Here is a 16,193-nt window from a genome sequence, read left to right as displayed (position 1 = left end):
AGGTGACGGAATCGGTCAGCGCCCCAGCCTCCATCACCGGTTCAATCCCGCTCGGCTATGCGGACCGTGACCAGATTCGTGAGTGGGGGGCCATGATTGTCGCCGAGCAGGACGGCCGTGACCCCGTGGCGGCCATCGTGGACGCCATCACCACGGACGGCGACAACCTCAGGATCGAGGCCGGCGGCTTCTCCATGTACCCGACCGGGATGCCCTGGACGGACGCCGAATTTTCAAGCACCAGCGTGGACCCGCTGGACGTGGTCCGGCTCATCTGGATGAACCTTCAGGCGAAGCCGGCCGGCGCGCTGGGCGTTGTCGTGGACGGCGCGAAGTCCACGGTCCGCCTGGGAGTGCCGGAGGACCCGAAGCTCACAGCGGCGAAAGCGGCCGTGGCCATGGCCACGACGGCGGAAAGGGCGGCGAAGGCCACTTACGAAGCGGCCGTGCGCACCCAGGCCGTGGCCAAGAAGTCACTGCTGGCCACGACAGGGCGCCCGACCAGTGGCCTGATCCTCAATCAGGACAGCGCCCCATCCGGCGACAAACGGTCAGTGAAGAACCTTTGGCTGGACAAGAACGACGGCAACAAGGCCTACATCTGGAACGCCAAGACCAAGAAGTGGGCGATGATCACCACGCCGCCGCAGGCCATCATCAACAGCCGTTTCGCGGAGCTCCAGAGTGCAGGGACGGTCGTGGCCAACACGAAAAAGGGCTACGACCTTCGCAAAAAGGAGACCTCGGCGGCGAAGTCCAAGCAGTCCGACATTCAAGGCGGCGAGGCGAATCCGTTCATGCTGACCTGGTGGGATACCCACGACCTCGGCGGCGTCATTGACGATCTGGCCAGGAACACTCCCTTCGAGTACCGGGAAAAGTCCGAATGGTCGGGCGAAGCGCTCACGCACCGCCTTGAAATCGGCGTCCCCGTGCTGGGGTCCCGGCGGTCCGATCTGCGCTTTGAGATCGGCGTCAACGTCACAGCCCCGCCGCCCCTGAATGAGCGCGATTACGCGTCCGAGGTGTTGGTGCTGGGCGCCGGCGAGGGCCGGGCCATGGTCCGGGCAACCACCACCGGGAACCCTGGCCGGGTGCGCCGGGCCGTGGTGGTGGAACGCAAAGACCTCACCAAGACCGCGGCCGCCTCGATTGCGTCCAAAGCCGCCATTGCGGCAAGGAAGGCCGAATGGGACTTCGATTCCCTGCAAGTCCTGGACCACGAGCTGGCACCCTATGGCTCATTCCGCGCCGGGGACCAGATCCCCGTGGTGGGGGACGCCGGATGGAAGCAGCTGGACACCTGGGTGCGGGTCTTGGACATCACGACTGACTGCGTCACAGGCGCAATGGATTTGAAAGTGGAGGCTACGTGAGCAAATTACACGATGATGCGCGCTGGCTGGTCGATCGAATCACCGCCGGCGACGCCGCGATCAAAGCCTTGTCGAAGCCGCAGCTGGGCACGAGCTCGATCGAGACAGGCAGCATCGAAGAATACGACGTCGAGGGCACGCTCATGTCCGTCACGGGCCAGCAGTTCGACGGCACCCACGGGACAGTGACAGTGGCCGGGCCCATCCCGCCGGAACCGGCGCCACCCTCCCTGACGGTGGGTACCGGCCAAGTCGAGGTGCGCTGGTCCGGGAAGTTCCTCGACGAGGCCACCTCGCCGATGGATTTCTCCCATGTCTCGGTGCACGTCTCCGAGCTGGAGGTCTTCACCCCGGACAATGACACGCAGCGGGCGACGATCACGGGCGAGTCCGGAGACCTCGCCACGGTTCTTCTGGACTCTGGGGAGTGGTATTTCCTGCTCGTCGCCGTCTCGAAGGCCGGCAAATGGTCGGACCCGTCCGAAACCGTCTTGGCCGAGGTCGCGGACGTCCTCAGCCCGGACGCGATCCTGGACGAACTGATCAACATTGACGAGAAATTCACAGATGTTGACCGCACCCTGGCAGAGGTCCAGATCAGTGTGGACGGCAAGACCAGCATCCACAACTCGATCGAGGACGCGCCCGCGGGCGAGTTCGCCGAGGGCGACCATTGGCAGAAATGGACGACCCTCGACGTCGGCGGCAAGCTCCTCGCCTCCTGGCGGTACACGGCCGGGGCCTGGGTGGCCGAGTCCATGGACCCCACCTACCTGCCCAAGATCGACATTGGCGCCGGCACCTTCGGCCAGCTCGTGGGTGGACGCCTTGTCGCGGGCACCATCACAGCACCCCTGCTGGAAACCAAGCTGGTACTGACCACGGACATCATCGCCGGCAACCCGGCAGGGACCCACGCGAAGATGAACGCCAGCGGCTTCCGGGCCCTGGCCAGCACCGACGGCAACGCCCCCACGGAAGTAATCCGCATGGGCACCGACACCGATGACTACTTTGGCGTCGTCAACGCCGGTGGCAAGCTCGTCGCCTCCATCACCAGCGGCGGCGACTTCTCCGGCCAGTCCGGCGACTTCGCCAACGACATCTCCATCGCAGGAACATCCATCTTGGAAACCATTGCGGCACTGCCCAAGGGCCTTGCCGCCTGGGCGTCCAGGGCCACGAACTCGCTGTACTGGGCCGGCACCGCCGCGCAACCGTACCTGCACCTGCAATTCGATGCCGAGCCGGGCCGGGCCTACATGGTCCAGACCAACCCGATCAGCATCGACTCGGACACGGCCAACGTCGAGGCAGTCGTCTACCTCCAATATGAGGAGGACGGGTCACCGGCCACGAACTCATCCCCGGTCATCGCCCGCGGCACCTCGGCCCAGGCCTCGGCGTCCACACGGCGCACCCCCGTGGTCATCAACCGGCTGATCACACCCCCGCCGGGGCCGGTCTCGCTGCTGATCTCCTACGGGACGATCTCCACGGGCCGGGCCAAAATCGTAGCAACCCCGGCCGGCCAATCCGTGGTCATGACCGTCACCGACATTGGCGCATCCCCGCCCATGACGGGCGAGATCCGCAACGGCACCTCCGACGCGGCCACGGGAGGCACCGGCGGCGGGTCAACCGCCCCGCCACCCACCCCGGTCAAGAACTACGACAAAACCTGGTCCGCCACCGGAATGCGGTCCTTCATCGGCTCCGGAGCCGTCTACGACTACAACCCTCAATACATGTACTCCGGACAATCACCGGCCGGCTACGGGGACCTGTCCTCCATGGCAATCTTCCCGAACCTCACCGGGGAACTGTCCGGGGCCACGATCACCGCCATGTGGGTCTACGTCTACTACGACTTCTGGTACCAGGGATCCGGCGGCGCAGCCTACATCGGATTCCACGGCCAGACCGGCCTCACCGGCTCACGGCCAGCCAAAACATATTCGCATGCACTCTCCGCGAATTGGCCCCGGGCCGCCGGGCGGTGGGTGCCCATCAACAGCAGCACCTTCGCCGGCTGGAAAGCAGGCACACACCGCGGCATCACCCTCGGCGGATCCGGCGGCGGGTACGAACGCTACGGCTACGCCCACGACGCCCGCATCCGCATCAAATACACCAAGTAAGGAGGCCACCTTTGGCCGATTCAGAACTGCTCAAATACGCCCGCGCCCGCGACGACCAGGAATTCGTGTGGCGGGTCTCCGCGGCCATGACCGTGGAGGCACAGTACAAGCTCGGCGCCCAACCCGACATGAGCCTCGAAGCGCACAAGCTCATGGACTGGACGCTGGATAACCCATTGACGCCGGATGCCCTGATGATCTCCTTCGCGTCCACGGATCAGAACGTGGCCAAAGACATCACCGTGACCGAGGGCGCCGTGAACACCTCCGCGGTTACCGATGCAGCGATCCGCGCCGTCGTCGGGGCCCGCTGGGACATCGTCGCCAAACGACGATTCGAGATCGTCAAATGACCCTCCACGGACTAGCTGCCATCGCCCACTACGGTGCAAAGGTGGTGACGGACGGCAGCGAAACCCGGGATCTGACATGGGTATTGCCGGTCGCCGTACAGATCGGCCTCCCCATCGTCCTCGCTCTCATCACCAGCCTGGTGACGTGGGGAGTCTCCCAGACGAAAGCGAAAAACGACCGCGCCGCCCAGCTCGCCGACTTTGACGGAAAGAAAAAGGCCGCGGCCCTGGCCCGCGACAAACAGCTGTTCGACACGCAGCAAGCCATCATCGACAAACTACAGGCCGCCAACACGACCGCCGGCGAGCGCGAAGAACGCATGGATCGCAAGTTTGATCAGCTCTACGCCTCGCTCGGCTTTGAACGGGCCTACTCCATGGAGTGGGAGGAATGGCATAGCAATGGCATGCCCAACCCGCCCGGGATCCCCAAGCGCCGGCACCTCGCACAACCACCAGCCACCTAACCCGGGTGGCCTTTTCTTTGCCCAAGGAGGGCGCATGACAACTCCCAAACAGGAGGCATGGTTTGCTACCGCGATTGGCCGTGCCACTGACCCCGACAATGTCGGCGGCTTGCAGTGCGTGGACGCGGCCAAGGACTACGCGGAACACATCTTCGGCATCGGTTGGAAGTCCGCATGGCCAGGCGCCGGCAACGCCAAGGACATGCTCTACACATACAACCCTGACTACTTCGACCGGATCCCCAACGACCCCAGCAACCCGGGCCTGATCCCGCGGCGTGGCGACGTCATCATCTGGGGCGGCACCGCAGACGACGGCATCAACCCCTACGGCCACATCGCAGTCGTTGTTTCCGCGAACACGGCCGGGGTCGATGTCATCCAGCAGGACGGGTTCCTCCAAGTACCCATGTACGCCGGCACTCTGCCATACAGCGGCCCGGGCACCGGCGTATGCACAGGCTGGCTCCGGCCGAAGCTCTCCGCCAACCTCACCCCGCAAAGCAACTCCACCACACCCACCGCACAGAAAGACTGGTTTGATATGGCAGAGCCCGCAGACCTCCGCAAGATCATCAAGGAAGAAATCGCCGCAGCCAACCCGTGGGCGTACAAGAACCCCAAGCTGGAGAAGGACGACGCCTACGCCCTGCTCCGGGCCACCCGCACCTACGTGGTGAAGAACGCCGGCGCCATTGCCGGGCTCACCTCGCTGGTGGGCCAGCTCGCCAAGGGCCAGGGTGTTCCCATCGACCTGGCCGCAGTCGAGGCAGCCGCCGCAAAGGGCGCCGCCGCCGCACTGGCCGCAGGCGTCGACCTCGACGCCACGGTGACCATCAAGGGTGCCGCGCAGTGACCGGCCAGCACGCCGCTCTGTCCACGCAGGCCCAGTATCCGTGGAAGGCAGTAGCGCGCACGGTGCTGCAGATCGTCATCGGCCTGGCAGTCTCGGCACCTCTCATCGTTGCAGCGATCACGGGCGATTCCGCAGAAGCCGCAGGGGGCGCGCTGGCGGTCTTCCTAACCGTCGCAGCAGCGATCACCCGCCTCATGGCTGTTCCGCTCGTCAACGGCTGGCTGACGACTGTAGGACTTGGCGCCGCACCTAAGCCCGCGACGCCGCCCGGTGACCCGAACCTGACCGACGAATACCACCCCGCCGACTCTCCCTGACCCCACGAAAAAGCGCCCCCGAACTCGTCACGAGTTTGGGGGCGCTTTCTATTTGATACCCGGCTTCTGGGGCGAATAATTCCACAGGTCTAGGTCTCTCCAGCCGGAAGGGAACCCCATGGCATTCTCAGGGGTGATCGCTTCCAATCCCGGAAACTTCTGGCTTACCTTAGTTTTCAACGCACGCGGCCAGTTCGTTGTCGGGTCTATCCGGGTGATTATGTAGGCCATGATTGCCAAGGGGGCGTAGATCTTGTTGTTTGGAAGGGTTGCGCGCAAATGCCGCAGTTCTGGCTCAACGATTGAAGGATTGAAGCTACCAATGTTGTAGGTCAAGCTTCGGTTCCACAACCGCGAATGGTGAGCGCTGGTATTTCGGACGACGCCTAGGCTGAGCAGCCAGGTGCGCAGTGATTGAGCATTCTTGACTCCCAAGTAACTGGCCACTTCATTCTGATCAGCCTTGTTCAGGAGACTGTATAGGCGGATGACTCCACCGAAGTCTAAAACCTCGACCGCAACCCAAATAGGAAGTACTCCGTCGTACTTCAACGTGTAGTGGCGGACGAAATCCTCAGAGTTAGCCTGACGCTTCAGCGAGTCGTAGCGAGCAGTCCAAGCATCAAATGCAGTATTTCCCTCTGGGAGCAGGCGCCCACAAGCGTCCTGGTCTAAAGATTCAATCTTGAGGTGGCCAAAACGATCACGCCTCCCAAGAACGTAGGCAACGTGCACACGGAGTCCAATTTCGATCGTTTTCAGCGCCTCCATGCAAAGGAGGCGCAGAGAGCCGTCGAACTCGTAGAGCTTGAGTGCATCAGTGAGTTTGTAGCCAAGTTCAAAGTCTGGCTGACGGTATTGGTATGGGGTCTCGCCATCGTCCCCAGGCTCTAGTGTTTTGCGAAATGGATAGGTGTACGCGGACAGCCGGTAGTAGCCGATTCGCGACAACGCCGCGGGAGCGTCACAACCTGAGCAGTCCAGGCCGCGGGACTCAAGTACTTCAGCTTGCTCGGCAAAGCTCAGGTGTGGCCGGTCGTACTCAGTCATCTACTCCCCAAGGAACAAGAAAACCGACCCTTGATAGCAAGAAGCTAACAGCGGGGCCGGTGTTTATGTTGCAACCATATCAGGGATTCTTGTGGCCGGATGTAACGATTTGCCTCATATATGAGCAAAAACACCACTTCAGCCAACCACCCCAAACCGCACCATCTCCCCGCACGCCACCAGCTCTCGGTGCCCCACGAAAAGCGCCCCACCCGGTGACGGGTGGGGCGCTTTTCGTGGTTAACGCCGGCCGTCTCGGATCTGGTAGATCCTGGGGCGAGATAAGCCGGTGGCATCGGCAATCTGGGCCGCCTTCATCCCGTCGGCAAGGGCGGCCCGGATCCCATCGCGGAAGGCCGCGTCCGCCTTCTCAAAGGCATCTTCTGCCGCCGCCCGTTTCTGCCGGAGCTTCACCAGGTCCCGCTCACTGGCCACGACGCTCCCTCACCCCCAACGCGATGACGATTCCGGCGACGATGAACCAGACCAGGGCGAGCGCCAAATAGGCGATCTTGAAGCGATCCGTGTACAGCGCACCCAGCAAGATGATCAGTCCTGATAGCGCCGTGATGAGGATTCGGGTTCTCTGTTGTTTGCTCATCTTGATTCCCATGTGGAGTAGTGTTGTGGTTCCGGGAACCGGGCTAGTTGTGATAGCCCGGTTCCCTTTCTCACTTCCGGTGTTTACCTTTTCCCTTGGTGGGTAGCTTGTCGATCAAGGTGATGATCGCGGTTGCTAGGGTGACTACCGCAGTGGCTAGAACCACTATGTCATCCACATGTTTACCTCCTTTCTGCTCATGTAAGAATTATAGCGCGCTTATGCGAGAGGTGCAAGCGAGCTATAAAACATGGATCGAATGAAGGCCTGCCACCCCACCACTTACCGACCTAAACCGCACACCCTCCGACAACGACCCACACAGCTACTCGACGCCCACGTAATAGTCCTGGCACTCCAATAACGTGGTCTCGATGGTGCCAGTGTCAATGGTTTCCAACGTCCCGAAAATCTGCTTGGCTCAAGGATACGCAGCCCGGGCAGCACAAAGCCCCGCCCATGGGTATGGACGGGGCACAGCGATGTTTCTAAGTATTTGCTTCCGCATCCGGAGGAGGAAAAGTAAGCTCGCCTTGACGATACATAGGCATCACGAGCGGGACCTCAAACACTCTTGCTGTCAAATCTGACACGGACTGTCGAATGTATGGAATGAGTGTCATCATCGCAACTTTGTTGACAAAAGCCACAAGTAAGTCATCTGTTACGTCAGCCACCTGACTATCCTGAAGCTCATACTCAGACGCAATATCGACAACGATCGCCCCAATGGGCATCTGGATTTCAGTCTTGACCCTAATTTGGAATCGCTCAGCCGTGTTCGCTTTGGCAAATCCAAGCGTGAACTGTGGCTCAATATCAAGTTCTTCACCATCGCCCGGCCTTTCGCCGTCCGATTCGGGAGCGCCTTCCGAACGGGAAGCCGAAAGCTCGAAATACGATATACCGAGTAACTTTACTTCATCCAAAAGGGCTACAACGTCACTGTCGCTAGCCATTTGCTTTGATCATTACTTTCGGTGAAGCCCAGGAATCAACCCGAAGATCTATCCTACGCGGCATAAACACTGGAGTTGAAGTTCGGTTTGCGTACGATAGCTTGACGATAGCGGCAAACTGATGGTCATCCTCAAGGCAGTCATCGGAAATCGTATTTTGAACCCGTGCATGAACAGCCAGAGCGTAGCGGCGAATAGATGACAGCGTCGGATTACTGTCGTATCGTTCAAATGCGGCCACGGTGGGTTGGCTTACGCCCATTCGCTCAGCGACCAGTTCTTGAGTCAAACCATGATGGTGACGCATTTCAATGAGTTCTCGCATGAGTTGTTCGTGACTTGCAACCAAAGCTGCTGCTCGAGCTTCAAGCATAGAGAAGTCTTCGTTCATAGATCAAACTCTATAGACGCTTACGAGTTGCTGCAATCGTGTACAATGCCCCAATTGCTGTTTTCGCCCATTCGGTAGTACCCAGCAGCTACATGGATCTCTTCGGACTGAAGTTCCCAAGTTTCGCGTCCATCGATGATCTTTTCATGCGCATGGTGTCCAATGAAGTACCCCGGCTCCGCAGCTGGTTCAGAATGATACAACCGCACCAAAACCTCATGATAGGTCTGCAGTTCGGTATCGGTGGCAGCGTCCGTGACGGCAATGTCCTGCCAACGAATTTCATACAATGGCTCGCTAAGCGGGCTATCCCCTACGTCCTTGACCTCTTCCACGGGCTTGAGAAGCCCCTGTGTCGCAAGAATGATCCGGCGCCGAAATTCGGCCTGCACCATTGCCTTTGCAAACGGATTCCACAGACGATTGCCTTTGGATACGGCCGCCATGCATATGTCAACCGCAACCTCGACTGGATCTTTGCCATTTTGGCTCACCCCGTCGAACCAATGAAACTTGACCTCTGAAGCGGCCGAGCATCGAGACGGGATAGGAGGCGGGAGCATATACGTAGTCTAATCGAGAGTTCGATAGCAAGACGCGTACTAGGCTCACCACTTGGCCCCTGTGGATAACCCGCGTTCCAACCCCAACTACTCAGCACCCATAGTCATTGCGATGTCTAGTCTTGAATCTCTGTATCGTCAACGGGTAGCCTTTCGGCCATGGTCGGTTGGGAAGTGTCCAGGCACCCGGAATGGGATCTGATGTTTGCCGCGGGCCTCAACATCCCGGAGATATCCGCCCACTGCCATGCCCAGCGCAATACAGTCTGGCGGCACTTCCAGATACGGGAACGGCTCGAGCCTGGGACACGAGCCCGGCACGACGCAGCTGCTGCCACCCGCACCACCTACGACGGGCCAGCCCAAACTTGGGTTCAGCACCTCGCCGATGCACTGACTTTCAAGGCCGCCCACGGTCGACTGCCCGATGCCTCGGACTGCGGGAATGCGAAAAAGGTCCACAAATGGATTCAGACCCAGCGCCGCGGCCACGAGGCCGGCACCCTAAAACAGGGCATGGAGGCGGCGCTTGATCTCTTGGGCGATTGGATACCCAACACTGCAGCGATCGCCCGGCAGGAAGCCCTTGACGGCCTTTGGCGTACACGCCTCGCCGAGCTGGTCACCTTCGTCAACAACACCGGCCATGATCCCCGCTACAAGCGGTTCGCCAGCGACCACGAACACACCCTCGGAGTGTGGCTCCACACCCAAACCCAACACCGGGCCCATCGAACACTCCCCACCTGGCGCATGGCGGCCCTCGACGCCGCGTTACCCGGATGGCACAGCCACCAATAGCCAGGGAGTTTTCAGGGAGTTTCAACCCTGACAGAGTCCTCAAGAACCCCTAAAAGACAACAAACCTGCCTAGTAAGTATTTGGGGGATTTTCAAGCAATGGCGGCACCCAAAACACTCGGACACACAGGCAAGTAGCCCAACCGGGCGCTTAAACTAGGACGACCCGCACAGCAACGGCGAGCCGTGAAGCGGGCCAGCATCCCAGATAGACATCCACCGCCATGAGCGCATCTCTCCACTAACACGCTACGACCCAGGATACGACGTCTAAAGGCCGCCTCTATCGCTTCAATGCCGCTTAACACGAGGTACTAGCGCAAATCAAAGCTTTTGGTCGAAGGCAAGCCTATGACGGCAGTCAGATCGCCGCAGCGCTTGCCAGCTTTCAGAACAGGGACCGCAGGGGGACTTACCGGCCCGTGAACCTCTACGACGTCCTCCCGACCGTTCGCCTGACTTCGCCTCGCAATCGCGCTGCATGGTATTTCTTGTCTGTATTCTCAAGTTGGGCCAAGGCTCTTTCCAAGATCTCCATGAGGCGAGCATTGTCACCTCTCACGCGGGCCAACTCTGACCACTGATCTAGCGCAGTTTCGCCGCACCAGTTTCGGACCACGTCCCATGCAAGTTTTTGCGTCTCATATTCGGGGAATGGTTGTTCAAGGTCTATGGTTTGGCGGTTACCGAATGGCCTGTAGTATCCGAACCCCGCTGCCATTTCGCCCCATGCATTTGCGTCACGTTCAACCATGTCTAGTACGACTGCAGGACTACTCCTGCACTTGGCAACCGCAATTGTTTGCATGGCCGGCCACGGCAGGTAGGTATATTCCGCTTCCTCGAACCCGCCACTGGCGAGCAATACAGATGGCGCGACCTGAGCGAATTCTCCAAGGGCTTGGAGATTGCTCGTTCGCAGGATCCCGTGTGAACGGTCGTAAGCCAGGGCCCCATCCATGGTTTCCGTGATTACAAGTGCTGCAGCTTCTCGAACGCTGGCTGGTTCATTCCATGCGCAACTCTTCGCTCGATCCCACCGCTGCTCACGCTCAACGAACGCCGCTCTTTGATCCCACGGCGCTTTCAGATATTGACGCCCTACCCATTCAACTTCGCCCGCGCTCGGCCCGTCCTCAAACTGAACCCGCACTTTACGATGCCCACTCTGCGAAACGACCTTTAGCACAGTTATTTTCTCGAATGGAAGACGGCCCTTACGGTATGCCCACCTCTCGCCCTCAGCTATTGGCGCCATTGCCATGAGGGCGACCTAGTCGCTCAATTTTTGATAGAAGGATGCGACGAGACCTGTCATCTTCTCTATCCCGGAGGCAGTCAGCGCTTCGTGACCGACGGGGAGCTCAACTGAGCTTCCATCCGTGAATGAGATTGCAATATTGTGGTGGGCGGCAGTAGTGCCATCGCTCCGAATGGTGCCTGGTCCCGCAAGTTTTGAGACTCTCCCGAGGTTCTTGATCGCATAGGTCTGCGTAGCTTCCGGGTGGACAGCATCAAGCGATCCGCTGATACACCCCCACGTTTGTACGATCAATTTTTCGGTGACAACAATTGCTTCATACGAATTGGGAAACCACGGCGCCTTCTCCCGCACAGGGGCCTCGTCCCAAAGTAGCCTCGGCTTCCCCGCTTCGTCCCACTCGTTGATGTCGTGACTAATTGCCCCAGTACAAAGCCGAGTTTCTTGTGTCCCAAGAATCTCAGCAAGATCCCCCATGACTTCGAGAAGGATTGGCTCCAATTTCCATTTGGTCACTGTGTCTTCCCATTCGCGAGAGTCTAGGCTGAACTGCCGGAGGAGCCGCACTGCAGGGGCTTCATGAGATGTGGTCATACTTGCAACATATCGGCCTGGCCCCTTACCGTCTACGACGCGTCGGCTATCCAGTCCGCAAACAGTCCGCAAGAGGTCCGCAACTGCCCGGTTAAAGCCAATCGCCCCCAACACCAAAAAGCCCTAGAACACGCGGCCGTCGGCTGTTGCCAACCAAGTTCAACCACCCTTTGGGACTTCGAGCTCTACTACGGCTGCTAGCAGCCACAAATTGAGGGGCGGATCTCCACCAGATATTTGGTGGGGATCCGCCCCTCAACTTTTTAAGGCAACTGCACGACGACGGCCCCTAAGCATGTTCCTTAGCGTTTCCCGAACTTCCTGTGCACGGCCTGCTTGCTGACCCCCAGGCACAGCGCAATTGCTTCCCAGGACAGCCCGGCAGCCCGGGCCCGGGCCACCATTTCCGATTCCGTGCGGGCCAGATCCTTGCGCGCCTCGGCCACGGCATACAGCGCCTCCGCGGGTCCCTTGCCGTCCATCGATCCCACCACAGTGTTCATTTCCACGCGCCTCCTGGCGTCAACAATAGTTGACGCCAGGAGGCGCGTCAATGTTTGTTGACGAACGGACGGAACATGATGTGTTGCGGACCGGACCGGCCGCCATGGAAGGTTCCGCGGGGCGCAAAACCCGCTTTTGTGTAAGCCGCGTAGCCGGCCAGGTTGCGCTCGTTGACACCCAGCACGACGCCGGCCGCCGGAAGCGCCAACTCCCGCGCCAGTTCCTCGGCGAGCCCGACGGCGGCCGCGGTAGCCTCCCTGCCGTACCCGCGGCCCTGATGGCGGTGGTCTATCAGGAATCCGCGCAACAGCACGGCGCTGTCCCTATCCGGCCAGCCAGTGTCGGTGGCCGCGTCCACATGGAGCACGCCCATGCCCACCACTTCGTCGGGCGTGCCCGCAACGATGGCGAAGGGATGGCGGGAGGGGTCTGCCAGGGATGCGTCGACCATGCCGACAGGGTCGCCCACGAAGGCGTCCTGGCCGGGAGCCAGCTCCAGGGCGGCAATGCCGGCCAGCAGCCGCTCCCGGTGGACGCCGTCGGACGCTTTGAGGGGCTGCAGGGTCACGGAGCCGGCGGTAGTGGTCATGGATAAATCGTAGCCGGGTGCCGGCCCGGGGTTTCGACAGGCTCAACCACCGAGACTAGAAGACCGACCAGCCGGTGCGGGTGGTGAACTCATCGAGGGCGGCCGTACCAACCACCGAGTTTCCGTTGGCATCCAGCTCGGGCCCCCAGACCGCGATGGAACAGCGGCCCGGAACAATGGCGACGATGCCGCCGCCCACCCCGCTCTTGCCGGGCAGCCCCACCCGGTAGGCGAACTCCCCCGCCGCGTCGTAGGTTCCGCAGGTGAGCATGACGGCGTTGACCCGCTTGCTCTGGTTGGGGCTCAGGAACGGCGACCCGCCCGTGGATACTCCCTGGCGGGCCAGGAACCTCGCCGACAGGGCCAGGTCTTCGCAGCACATGGCCAACGCACATTGGTCGAAGTAGTTGGCCAGGACGTCGTCGACGGGGTTTTCCAGGTTGCCGAAGCTGGCCAGCAGGTGCGCCATGGCGGCGTTCCGGTGCCCGTGCCGGGCCTCCGAGGCGGCCACCGTGGCGTCGATGTCGATCGTGGGGTTGCCGGCCTCCTGGCGGAGCAGGCCGCGGATGGAGCCGGCGGCGTCGCCCGTGAGCGTCAGCAGCCGGTCGGTGACCACAATGGCCCCGGCGTTGATGAACGGGTTGCGCGGGATCCCCTTGTCGGCCTCCAACTGGACCAGTGAGTTGAACGGCGTGCCGGAGGGTTCACGGAACACACGCTTCCAGATGGAGTCGTAGTCGCGGGCCATGACCAGGGCCAGCGAGAACACCTTGGAGATGCTTTGGATGGAGAACGGCTCATGCCAGTCCCCCGCACCGTACACGGGGCCGTCGGCCATGGCCACGCAGATCCCGAACTTTTCCGGCGGGACGCCGCCCAGGCTGGGAATGTAGGACGCCACGGTGCCCTGGCCCTTCAGCGGCGCCACGGCTTTCACGATCTCCTCCAGGGTGGCCTGCATGTCCATGCGATTCCTCGTCCCGTTGGGAGTGTTGGGGCGGCCGCACGCCGGACGCTGCGGCCGGGGGTGGCCGCCGGCGACGGCCACCCCCTCAAGCAGGCTAGAGGACCTTGGCCAGGAAGTCCTGCAGGCGCGGCTGCTGTGCGTTGGAGAAGATGGCCTCCGGGGTGCCTTCCTCGCAGATGAAGCCGTCCGCCATGAAGATGACCCTGTCGGAGACTTCGCGGGCGAAGCCCATCTCGTGCGTGACCACCACCATGGTCATGCCTTCCTTGGCCAGGTCCTTGATGACCTGCAGGACCTCCCCCACCATTTCGGGGTCCAGGGCGCTGGTGGCCTCGTCGAAGAGCATGATGCCGGGGTTCATGGCGAGGGCGCGGGCAATCGCCACACGCTGCTTCTGGCCGCCGGAGAGCGACGCCGGACGGGCGTCGGCCTTTTCCTCCAGGCCCACCCGCTTGAGGAGTTCCAGGGCCTTGGCCCGGGCCCCCGCCTTGTCGGACTTCTTCAGCTCCACGGGTGCCAGCATGATGTTCTGGATGACCGTCATGTGCGGGAACAGGTTGAAGTGCTGGAACACCATGCCGATGTTCTGCCGGACCGCGTTCAGGTCCACCTTGGGTTCGGTCAAATCGAAGCCGTTCACCACGACGGTGCCGCCGGTGATGTCCTCGAGCTTGTTCAGGCAGCGCAGGAACGTGGACTTTCCGGAACCGGAGGGGCCGATCACACAGACCACCTCACCCTCGGCGATGTCGACGTCGAGGCCCTTGAGCACCTCGTTGGAGCCGAAGGACTTCTTCAGGCCCTTGACACTGATTTTGGGGTTCGGCTGGCTCATTTGTTGAACTTCCTGTCCAGGACGTTGGAAAGCTGGGTCAGCAGCGTGATCACGACGAAGTAGATTGCGGCAACGATCAGCAGCGTTTCACCGGTGCGGAAGTTGGACGCGTAGATCTGCTGGCCCTGGTAGGTCAGTTCCGCGAAGCCGATGACGGCCAGCAGGGACGTGTCCTTGAGCGTGATGACGAACTGGTTGATGAACGACGGCGTCATGATCTTGATGGCCTGCGGAACCACTACGCGGCGCATCGAGGTCGCATAGCTGAGCCCAAGGCTGCGGCTGGCTTCGAGCTGGCCGGGATCAACCGACTGGATGCCGCCGCGGACGATCTCCGTCATGTAGGCACCGGCGTTCAGGCTCAGTGTGAGCACGCCCGCGGTCAGCACGGGCAGCGGGACTCCCGTCAGCTGCGGCAGGCCGAAGTAGAAGAAGAACGCCTGGACCAGCAGCGGGGTGCCGCGGAAGATGGCTACGTAGATCGTGGCCACGGCACGCAGGATCTTGTTCTCGCCCACCTTGAAAAATCCGAACAGGACACCCAGGACCAGGGCGATCACGAGGCTCAGGGCCGTGGCCAGCAGGGTCAGGCCCAGGCCCTTCATGAGCGCCGGGAAGCTGTTGGTCAACAAGCTCCAGAAGCTGGTGTTGGCCGCGGCTTCGGGGGCGGCCAGATACTTGTCCAGGATCGCCTGGTATTGGCCGTCGGCCTTCAAATGGGCCAGGCCGGTGTTGAACGCGGCGAGGAGATCGGCGTTCTGGCCCTTGTTGACGGCGAAACCGTACGAGCTGCCCTGCTCCTTGGGCGTGACGATCTTCAGGCCGTTGTTCTGGCTGATGCCATAGGCCAGGACCGGGTAGTCGTCGAAGACGGCCACGGAGTTGCCGGCCTTGACGTCGTCGTACATGGTGGCGGACTGGTCCAGTGCCTTGACCGTGAAGTCGTACTTGGCCTTGATCGAGTTGGCAAACGTCTCGCCCTCGCTGCCGCGCTTGACGGCAACCGTCTTGCCCTTGAGGTCGGCGTAGGACTTGATGGAGTCGTTGCCCTTCGCCACGGCCATCTGGATGCCCGAGGTGAAGTAGGGGTCCGAGAAGTCGAAGACCAGTTTGCGCTTGTCCGTAATGGACATGCCGGCAATGACGCCGTCCACCTGGTTGGACTGCAGCGCCTGGAGGGCCGCGTCGAAGCCGAGGGACTTGATGTTGACGGAGAAACCCTGCTCCTTGGCAATGGCCCGGATCAGGTCCATGTCGATGCCCACCAGGTCGCCGCTGCCGTTGTGGAATTCAAACGGTGCGAACGTGGTGTCGGTGCCGATGGTGAAGGTCTTGCCCTGCACTCCTGCGGCCGGTGCGACGACGGGTGCCACAGCGGGTGCCGCGGATTGGCTGGCGGGGACCACGGCGGTGGCTGAGGCCATGCCCAGGAACAGGGCCATGACGGTCAGTGCGGCGCCGAGCGCGGCCCTCCCACGTCTGGTGGCCAATCGGTAAGTGTTCAAGATCAAGAACCATCCTTAGATTTTTGGTGCGGTTCGCGGCGGCATGCCAGGGCTTTTTGGCATG

General features: G+C 61.3%; 19 protein-coding genes. 7 read left to right on the top strand and 12 right to left on the bottom strand.

Annotated features, from left to right (window positions below; all coding sequences use genetic code 11):
- Positions 1-2 precede the first annotated feature (2 nt).
- Genes AL755_RS08470 through AL755_RS08445 form a run of 6 tightly spaced genes read left to right on the top strand, consistent with a single transcriptional unit; the run spans position 3 to position 5,510 of the window.
- Positions 3-1,376: a hypothetical protein gene (locus tag AL755_RS08470; RefSeq protein WP_150117074.1), complete on the top strand. Its 1,374-nt coding sequence runs from the start codon at positions 3-5 to the stop codon at positions 1,374-1,376.
- Positions 1,373-3,517 carry a hypothetical protein gene (locus tag AL755_RS08465; RefSeq protein WP_054010628.1) on the top strand — a complete coding sequence of 715 codons (2,145 nt, stop codon included), beginning with the start codon at positions 1,373-1,375 and terminating at the stop codon, positions 3,515-3,517. The genes AL755_RS08470 and AL755_RS08465 overlap by 4 nt, the downstream gene beginning before the upstream one ends.
- A gap of 11 nt (positions 3,518-3,528) precedes the next feature.
- Complete coding sequence (locus AL755_RS08460) at positions 3,529-3,870, top strand: hypothetical protein (protein ID WP_054010627.1); 342 nt, start codon at positions 3,529-3,531, stop codon at positions 3,868-3,870.
- Positions 3,867-4,337 carry a hypothetical protein gene (locus tag AL755_RS08455; protein WP_054010626.1) on the top strand — a complete coding sequence of 157 codons (471 nt, stop codon included), beginning with the start codon at positions 3,867-3,869 and terminating at the stop codon, positions 4,335-4,337. The genes AL755_RS08460 and AL755_RS08455 overlap by 4 nt, the downstream gene beginning before the upstream one ends.
- Before the next feature lie 34 nt (positions 4,338-4,371).
- Positions 4,372-5,193: a CHAP domain-containing protein gene (locus tag AL755_RS08450; RefSeq protein ID WP_054010625.1), complete on the top strand. Its 822-nt coding sequence runs from the start codon at positions 4,372-4,374 to the stop codon at positions 5,191-5,193.
- A complete protein-coding gene (locus tag AL755_RS08445; protein WP_054010624.1) occupies positions 5,190-5,510 on the top strand; it encodes a hypothetical protein in 321 nt (106 codons plus the stop codon). The genes AL755_RS08450 and AL755_RS08445 overlap by 4 nt, the downstream gene beginning before the upstream one ends.
- A gap of 48 nt (positions 5,511-5,558) precedes the next feature.
- Here the strand turns inward: AL755_RS08445 and AL755_RS08440 are convergent, their stop codons facing one another.
- The 6 genes from AL755_RS08440 to AL755_RS08420 all read right to left on the bottom strand — a co-directional run bounded on the left by AL755_RS08440 (position 5,559) and on the right by AL755_RS08420 (position 9,005).
- Positions 5,559-6,560: an Abi family protein gene (locus tag AL755_RS08440; RefSeq protein WP_054010623.1), complete on the bottom strand. Its 1,002-nt coding sequence runs from the start codon at positions 6,558-6,560 to the stop codon at positions 5,559-5,561.
- 240 nt (positions 6,561-6,800) lie between these two features.
- Positions 6,801-6,995, bottom strand: a complete 195-nt coding sequence (locus tag AL755_RS08435) for a hypothetical protein (protein ID WP_054010622.1) — start codon at positions 6,993-6,995, stop codon at positions 6,801-6,803.
- Positions 6,985-7,161, bottom strand: coding sequence for a hypothetical protein (locus AL755_RS23465; RefSeq protein ID WP_160318874.1), 177 nt, complete (start codon positions 7,159-7,161; stop codon positions 6,985-6,987). Before AL755_RS23465 ends, AL755_RS08435 begins: the two co-directional genes overlap by 11 nt.
- A gap of 488 nt (positions 7,162-7,649) precedes the next feature.
- Positions 7,650-8,120, bottom strand: coding sequence for a hypothetical protein (locus tag AL755_RS08425; RefSeq protein WP_054010620.1), 471 nt, complete (start codon positions 8,118-8,120; stop codon positions 7,650-7,652).
- Positions 8,113-8,511, bottom strand: a complete 399-nt coding sequence (locus AL755_RS22375) for a helix-turn-helix domain-containing protein (protein ID WP_082369026.1) — start codon at positions 8,509-8,511, stop codon at positions 8,113-8,115. The genes AL755_RS08425 and AL755_RS22375 overlap by 8 nt, the downstream gene beginning before the upstream one ends.
- 20 nt (positions 8,512-8,531) lie before the next feature.
- Positions 8,532-9,005, bottom strand: a complete 474-nt coding sequence (locus tag AL755_RS08420; protein WP_150117073.1) for a hypothetical protein — start codon at positions 9,003-9,005, stop codon at positions 8,532-8,534.
- Positions 9,006-9,233: 228 nt separating this feature from the next.
- Here AL755_RS08420 and AL755_RS08415 point away from each other — a divergent pair, with 228 nt between their 5' ends.
- Positions 9,234-9,875: a helicase associated domain-containing protein gene (locus AL755_RS08415; RefSeq protein WP_054010618.1), complete on the top strand. Its 642-nt coding sequence runs from the start codon at positions 9,234-9,236 to the stop codon at positions 9,873-9,875.
- Between the two features lie 1,272 nt (positions 9,876-11,147).
- On the opposite strand, the gene AL755_RS08410 is transcribed toward AL755_RS08415, so the two are convergent.
- The 6 genes from AL755_RS08410 to AL755_RS08385 all read right to left on the bottom strand — a co-directional run bounded on the left by AL755_RS08410 (position 11,148) and on the right by AL755_RS08385 (position 16,135).
- Positions 11,148-11,651: a hypothetical protein gene (locus tag AL755_RS08410; protein ID WP_150117072.1), complete on the bottom strand. Its 504-nt coding sequence runs from the start codon at positions 11,649-11,651 to the stop codon at positions 11,148-11,150.
- 380 nt (positions 11,652-12,031) lie between these two features.
- Entirely contained in the window at positions 12,032-12,232 is a 201-nt protein-coding gene (locus tag AL755_RS08405; RefSeq protein ID WP_054010616.1) for a transcriptional regulator, read from the bottom strand.
- A gap of 47 nt (positions 12,233-12,279) precedes the next feature.
- Complete coding sequence (locus tag AL755_RS08400; RefSeq protein ID WP_054010615.1) at positions 12,280-12,822, bottom strand: GNAT family N-acetyltransferase; 543 nt, start codon at positions 12,820-12,822, stop codon at positions 12,280-12,282.
- Positions 12,823-12,877: 55 nt separating this feature from the next.
- The gene (locus AL755_RS08395) at positions 12,878-13,789 is read right to left on the bottom strand and encodes a glutaminase (protein ID WP_054010614.1); all 912 of its coding nucleotides are present in this window, start codon (positions 13,787-13,789) and stop codon (positions 12,878-12,880) included.
- A 94-nt stretch (positions 13,790-13,883) separates the two neighbouring features.
- Complete coding sequence (locus AL755_RS08390) at positions 13,884-14,624, bottom strand: amino acid ABC transporter ATP-binding protein (RefSeq protein WP_054010613.1); 741 nt, start codon at positions 14,622-14,624, stop codon at positions 13,884-13,886.
- A complete protein-coding gene (locus tag AL755_RS08385) occupies positions 14,621-16,135 on the bottom strand; it encodes an amino acid ABC transporter substrate-binding protein/permease (protein WP_337589577.1) in 1,515 nt (504 codons plus the stop codon). The genes AL755_RS08390 and AL755_RS08385 overlap by 4 nt, the downstream gene beginning before the upstream one ends.
- Between the last annotated feature and the right edge of the window lie 58 nt (positions 16,136-16,193).

Origin of the sequence: Arthrobacter sp. ERGS1:01 (genome assembly GCF_001281315.1) — a bacterium.
GTDB lineage: Bacteria > Actinomycetota > Actinomycetes > Actinomycetales > Micrococcaceae > Specibacter.
This window is presented reverse-complemented; position numbering and strand designations above follow the sequence as displayed.

What these genes read in the sequence shown, in the direction of transcription:
- AL755_RS08400 (WP_054010615.1), bottom strand. Translation starts at nt 12,822, where the DNA reads ATGACCACTACCGCCGGCTCCGTGACCCTGCAGCCCCTCAAAGCGTCC.
- AL755_RS22375 (WP_082369026.1), bottom strand. Translation starts at nt 8,511, where the DNA reads ATGAACGAAGACTTCTCTATGCTTGAAGCTCGAGCAGCAGCTTTGGTT.
- AL755_RS08425 (WP_054010620.1), bottom strand. Translation starts at nt 8,120, where the DNA reads ATGGCTAGCGACAGTGACGTTGTAGCCCTTTTGGATGAAGTAAAGTTA.
- AL755_RS08415 (WP_054010618.1), top strand. Translation starts at nt 9,234, where the DNA reads ATGGTCGGTTGGGAAGTGTCCAGGCACCCGGAATGGGATCTGATGTTT.
- AL755_RS08395 (WP_054010614.1), bottom strand. Translation starts at nt 13,789, where the DNA reads ATGGACATGCAGGCCACCCTGGAGGAGATCGTGAAAGCCGTGGCGCCG.
- AL755_RS08390 (WP_054010613.1), bottom strand. Translation starts at nt 14,624, where the DNA reads ATGAGCCAGCCGAACCCCAAAATCAGTGTCAAGGGCCTGAAGAAGTCC.
- AL755_RS08450 (WP_054010625.1), top strand. Translation starts at nt 4,372, where the DNA reads ATGACAACTCCCAAACAGGAGGCATGGTTTGCTACCGCGATTGGCCGT.
- AL755_RS08405 (WP_054010616.1), bottom strand. Translation starts at nt 12,232, where the DNA reads ATGAACACTGTGGTGGGATCGATGGACGGCAAGGGACCCGCGGAGGCG.
- AL755_RS08455 (WP_054010626.1), top strand. Translation starts at nt 3,867, where the DNA reads ATGACCCTCCACGGACTAGCTGCCATCGCCCACTACGGTGCAAAGGTG.
- AL755_RS23465 (WP_160318874.1), bottom strand. Translation starts at nt 7,161, where the DNA reads ATGAGCAAACAACAGAGAACCCGAATCCTCATCACGGCGCTATCAGGA.
- AL755_RS08440 (WP_054010623.1), bottom strand. Translation starts at nt 6,560, where the DNA reads ATGACTGAGTACGACCGGCCACACCTGAGCTTTGCCGAGCAAGCTGAA.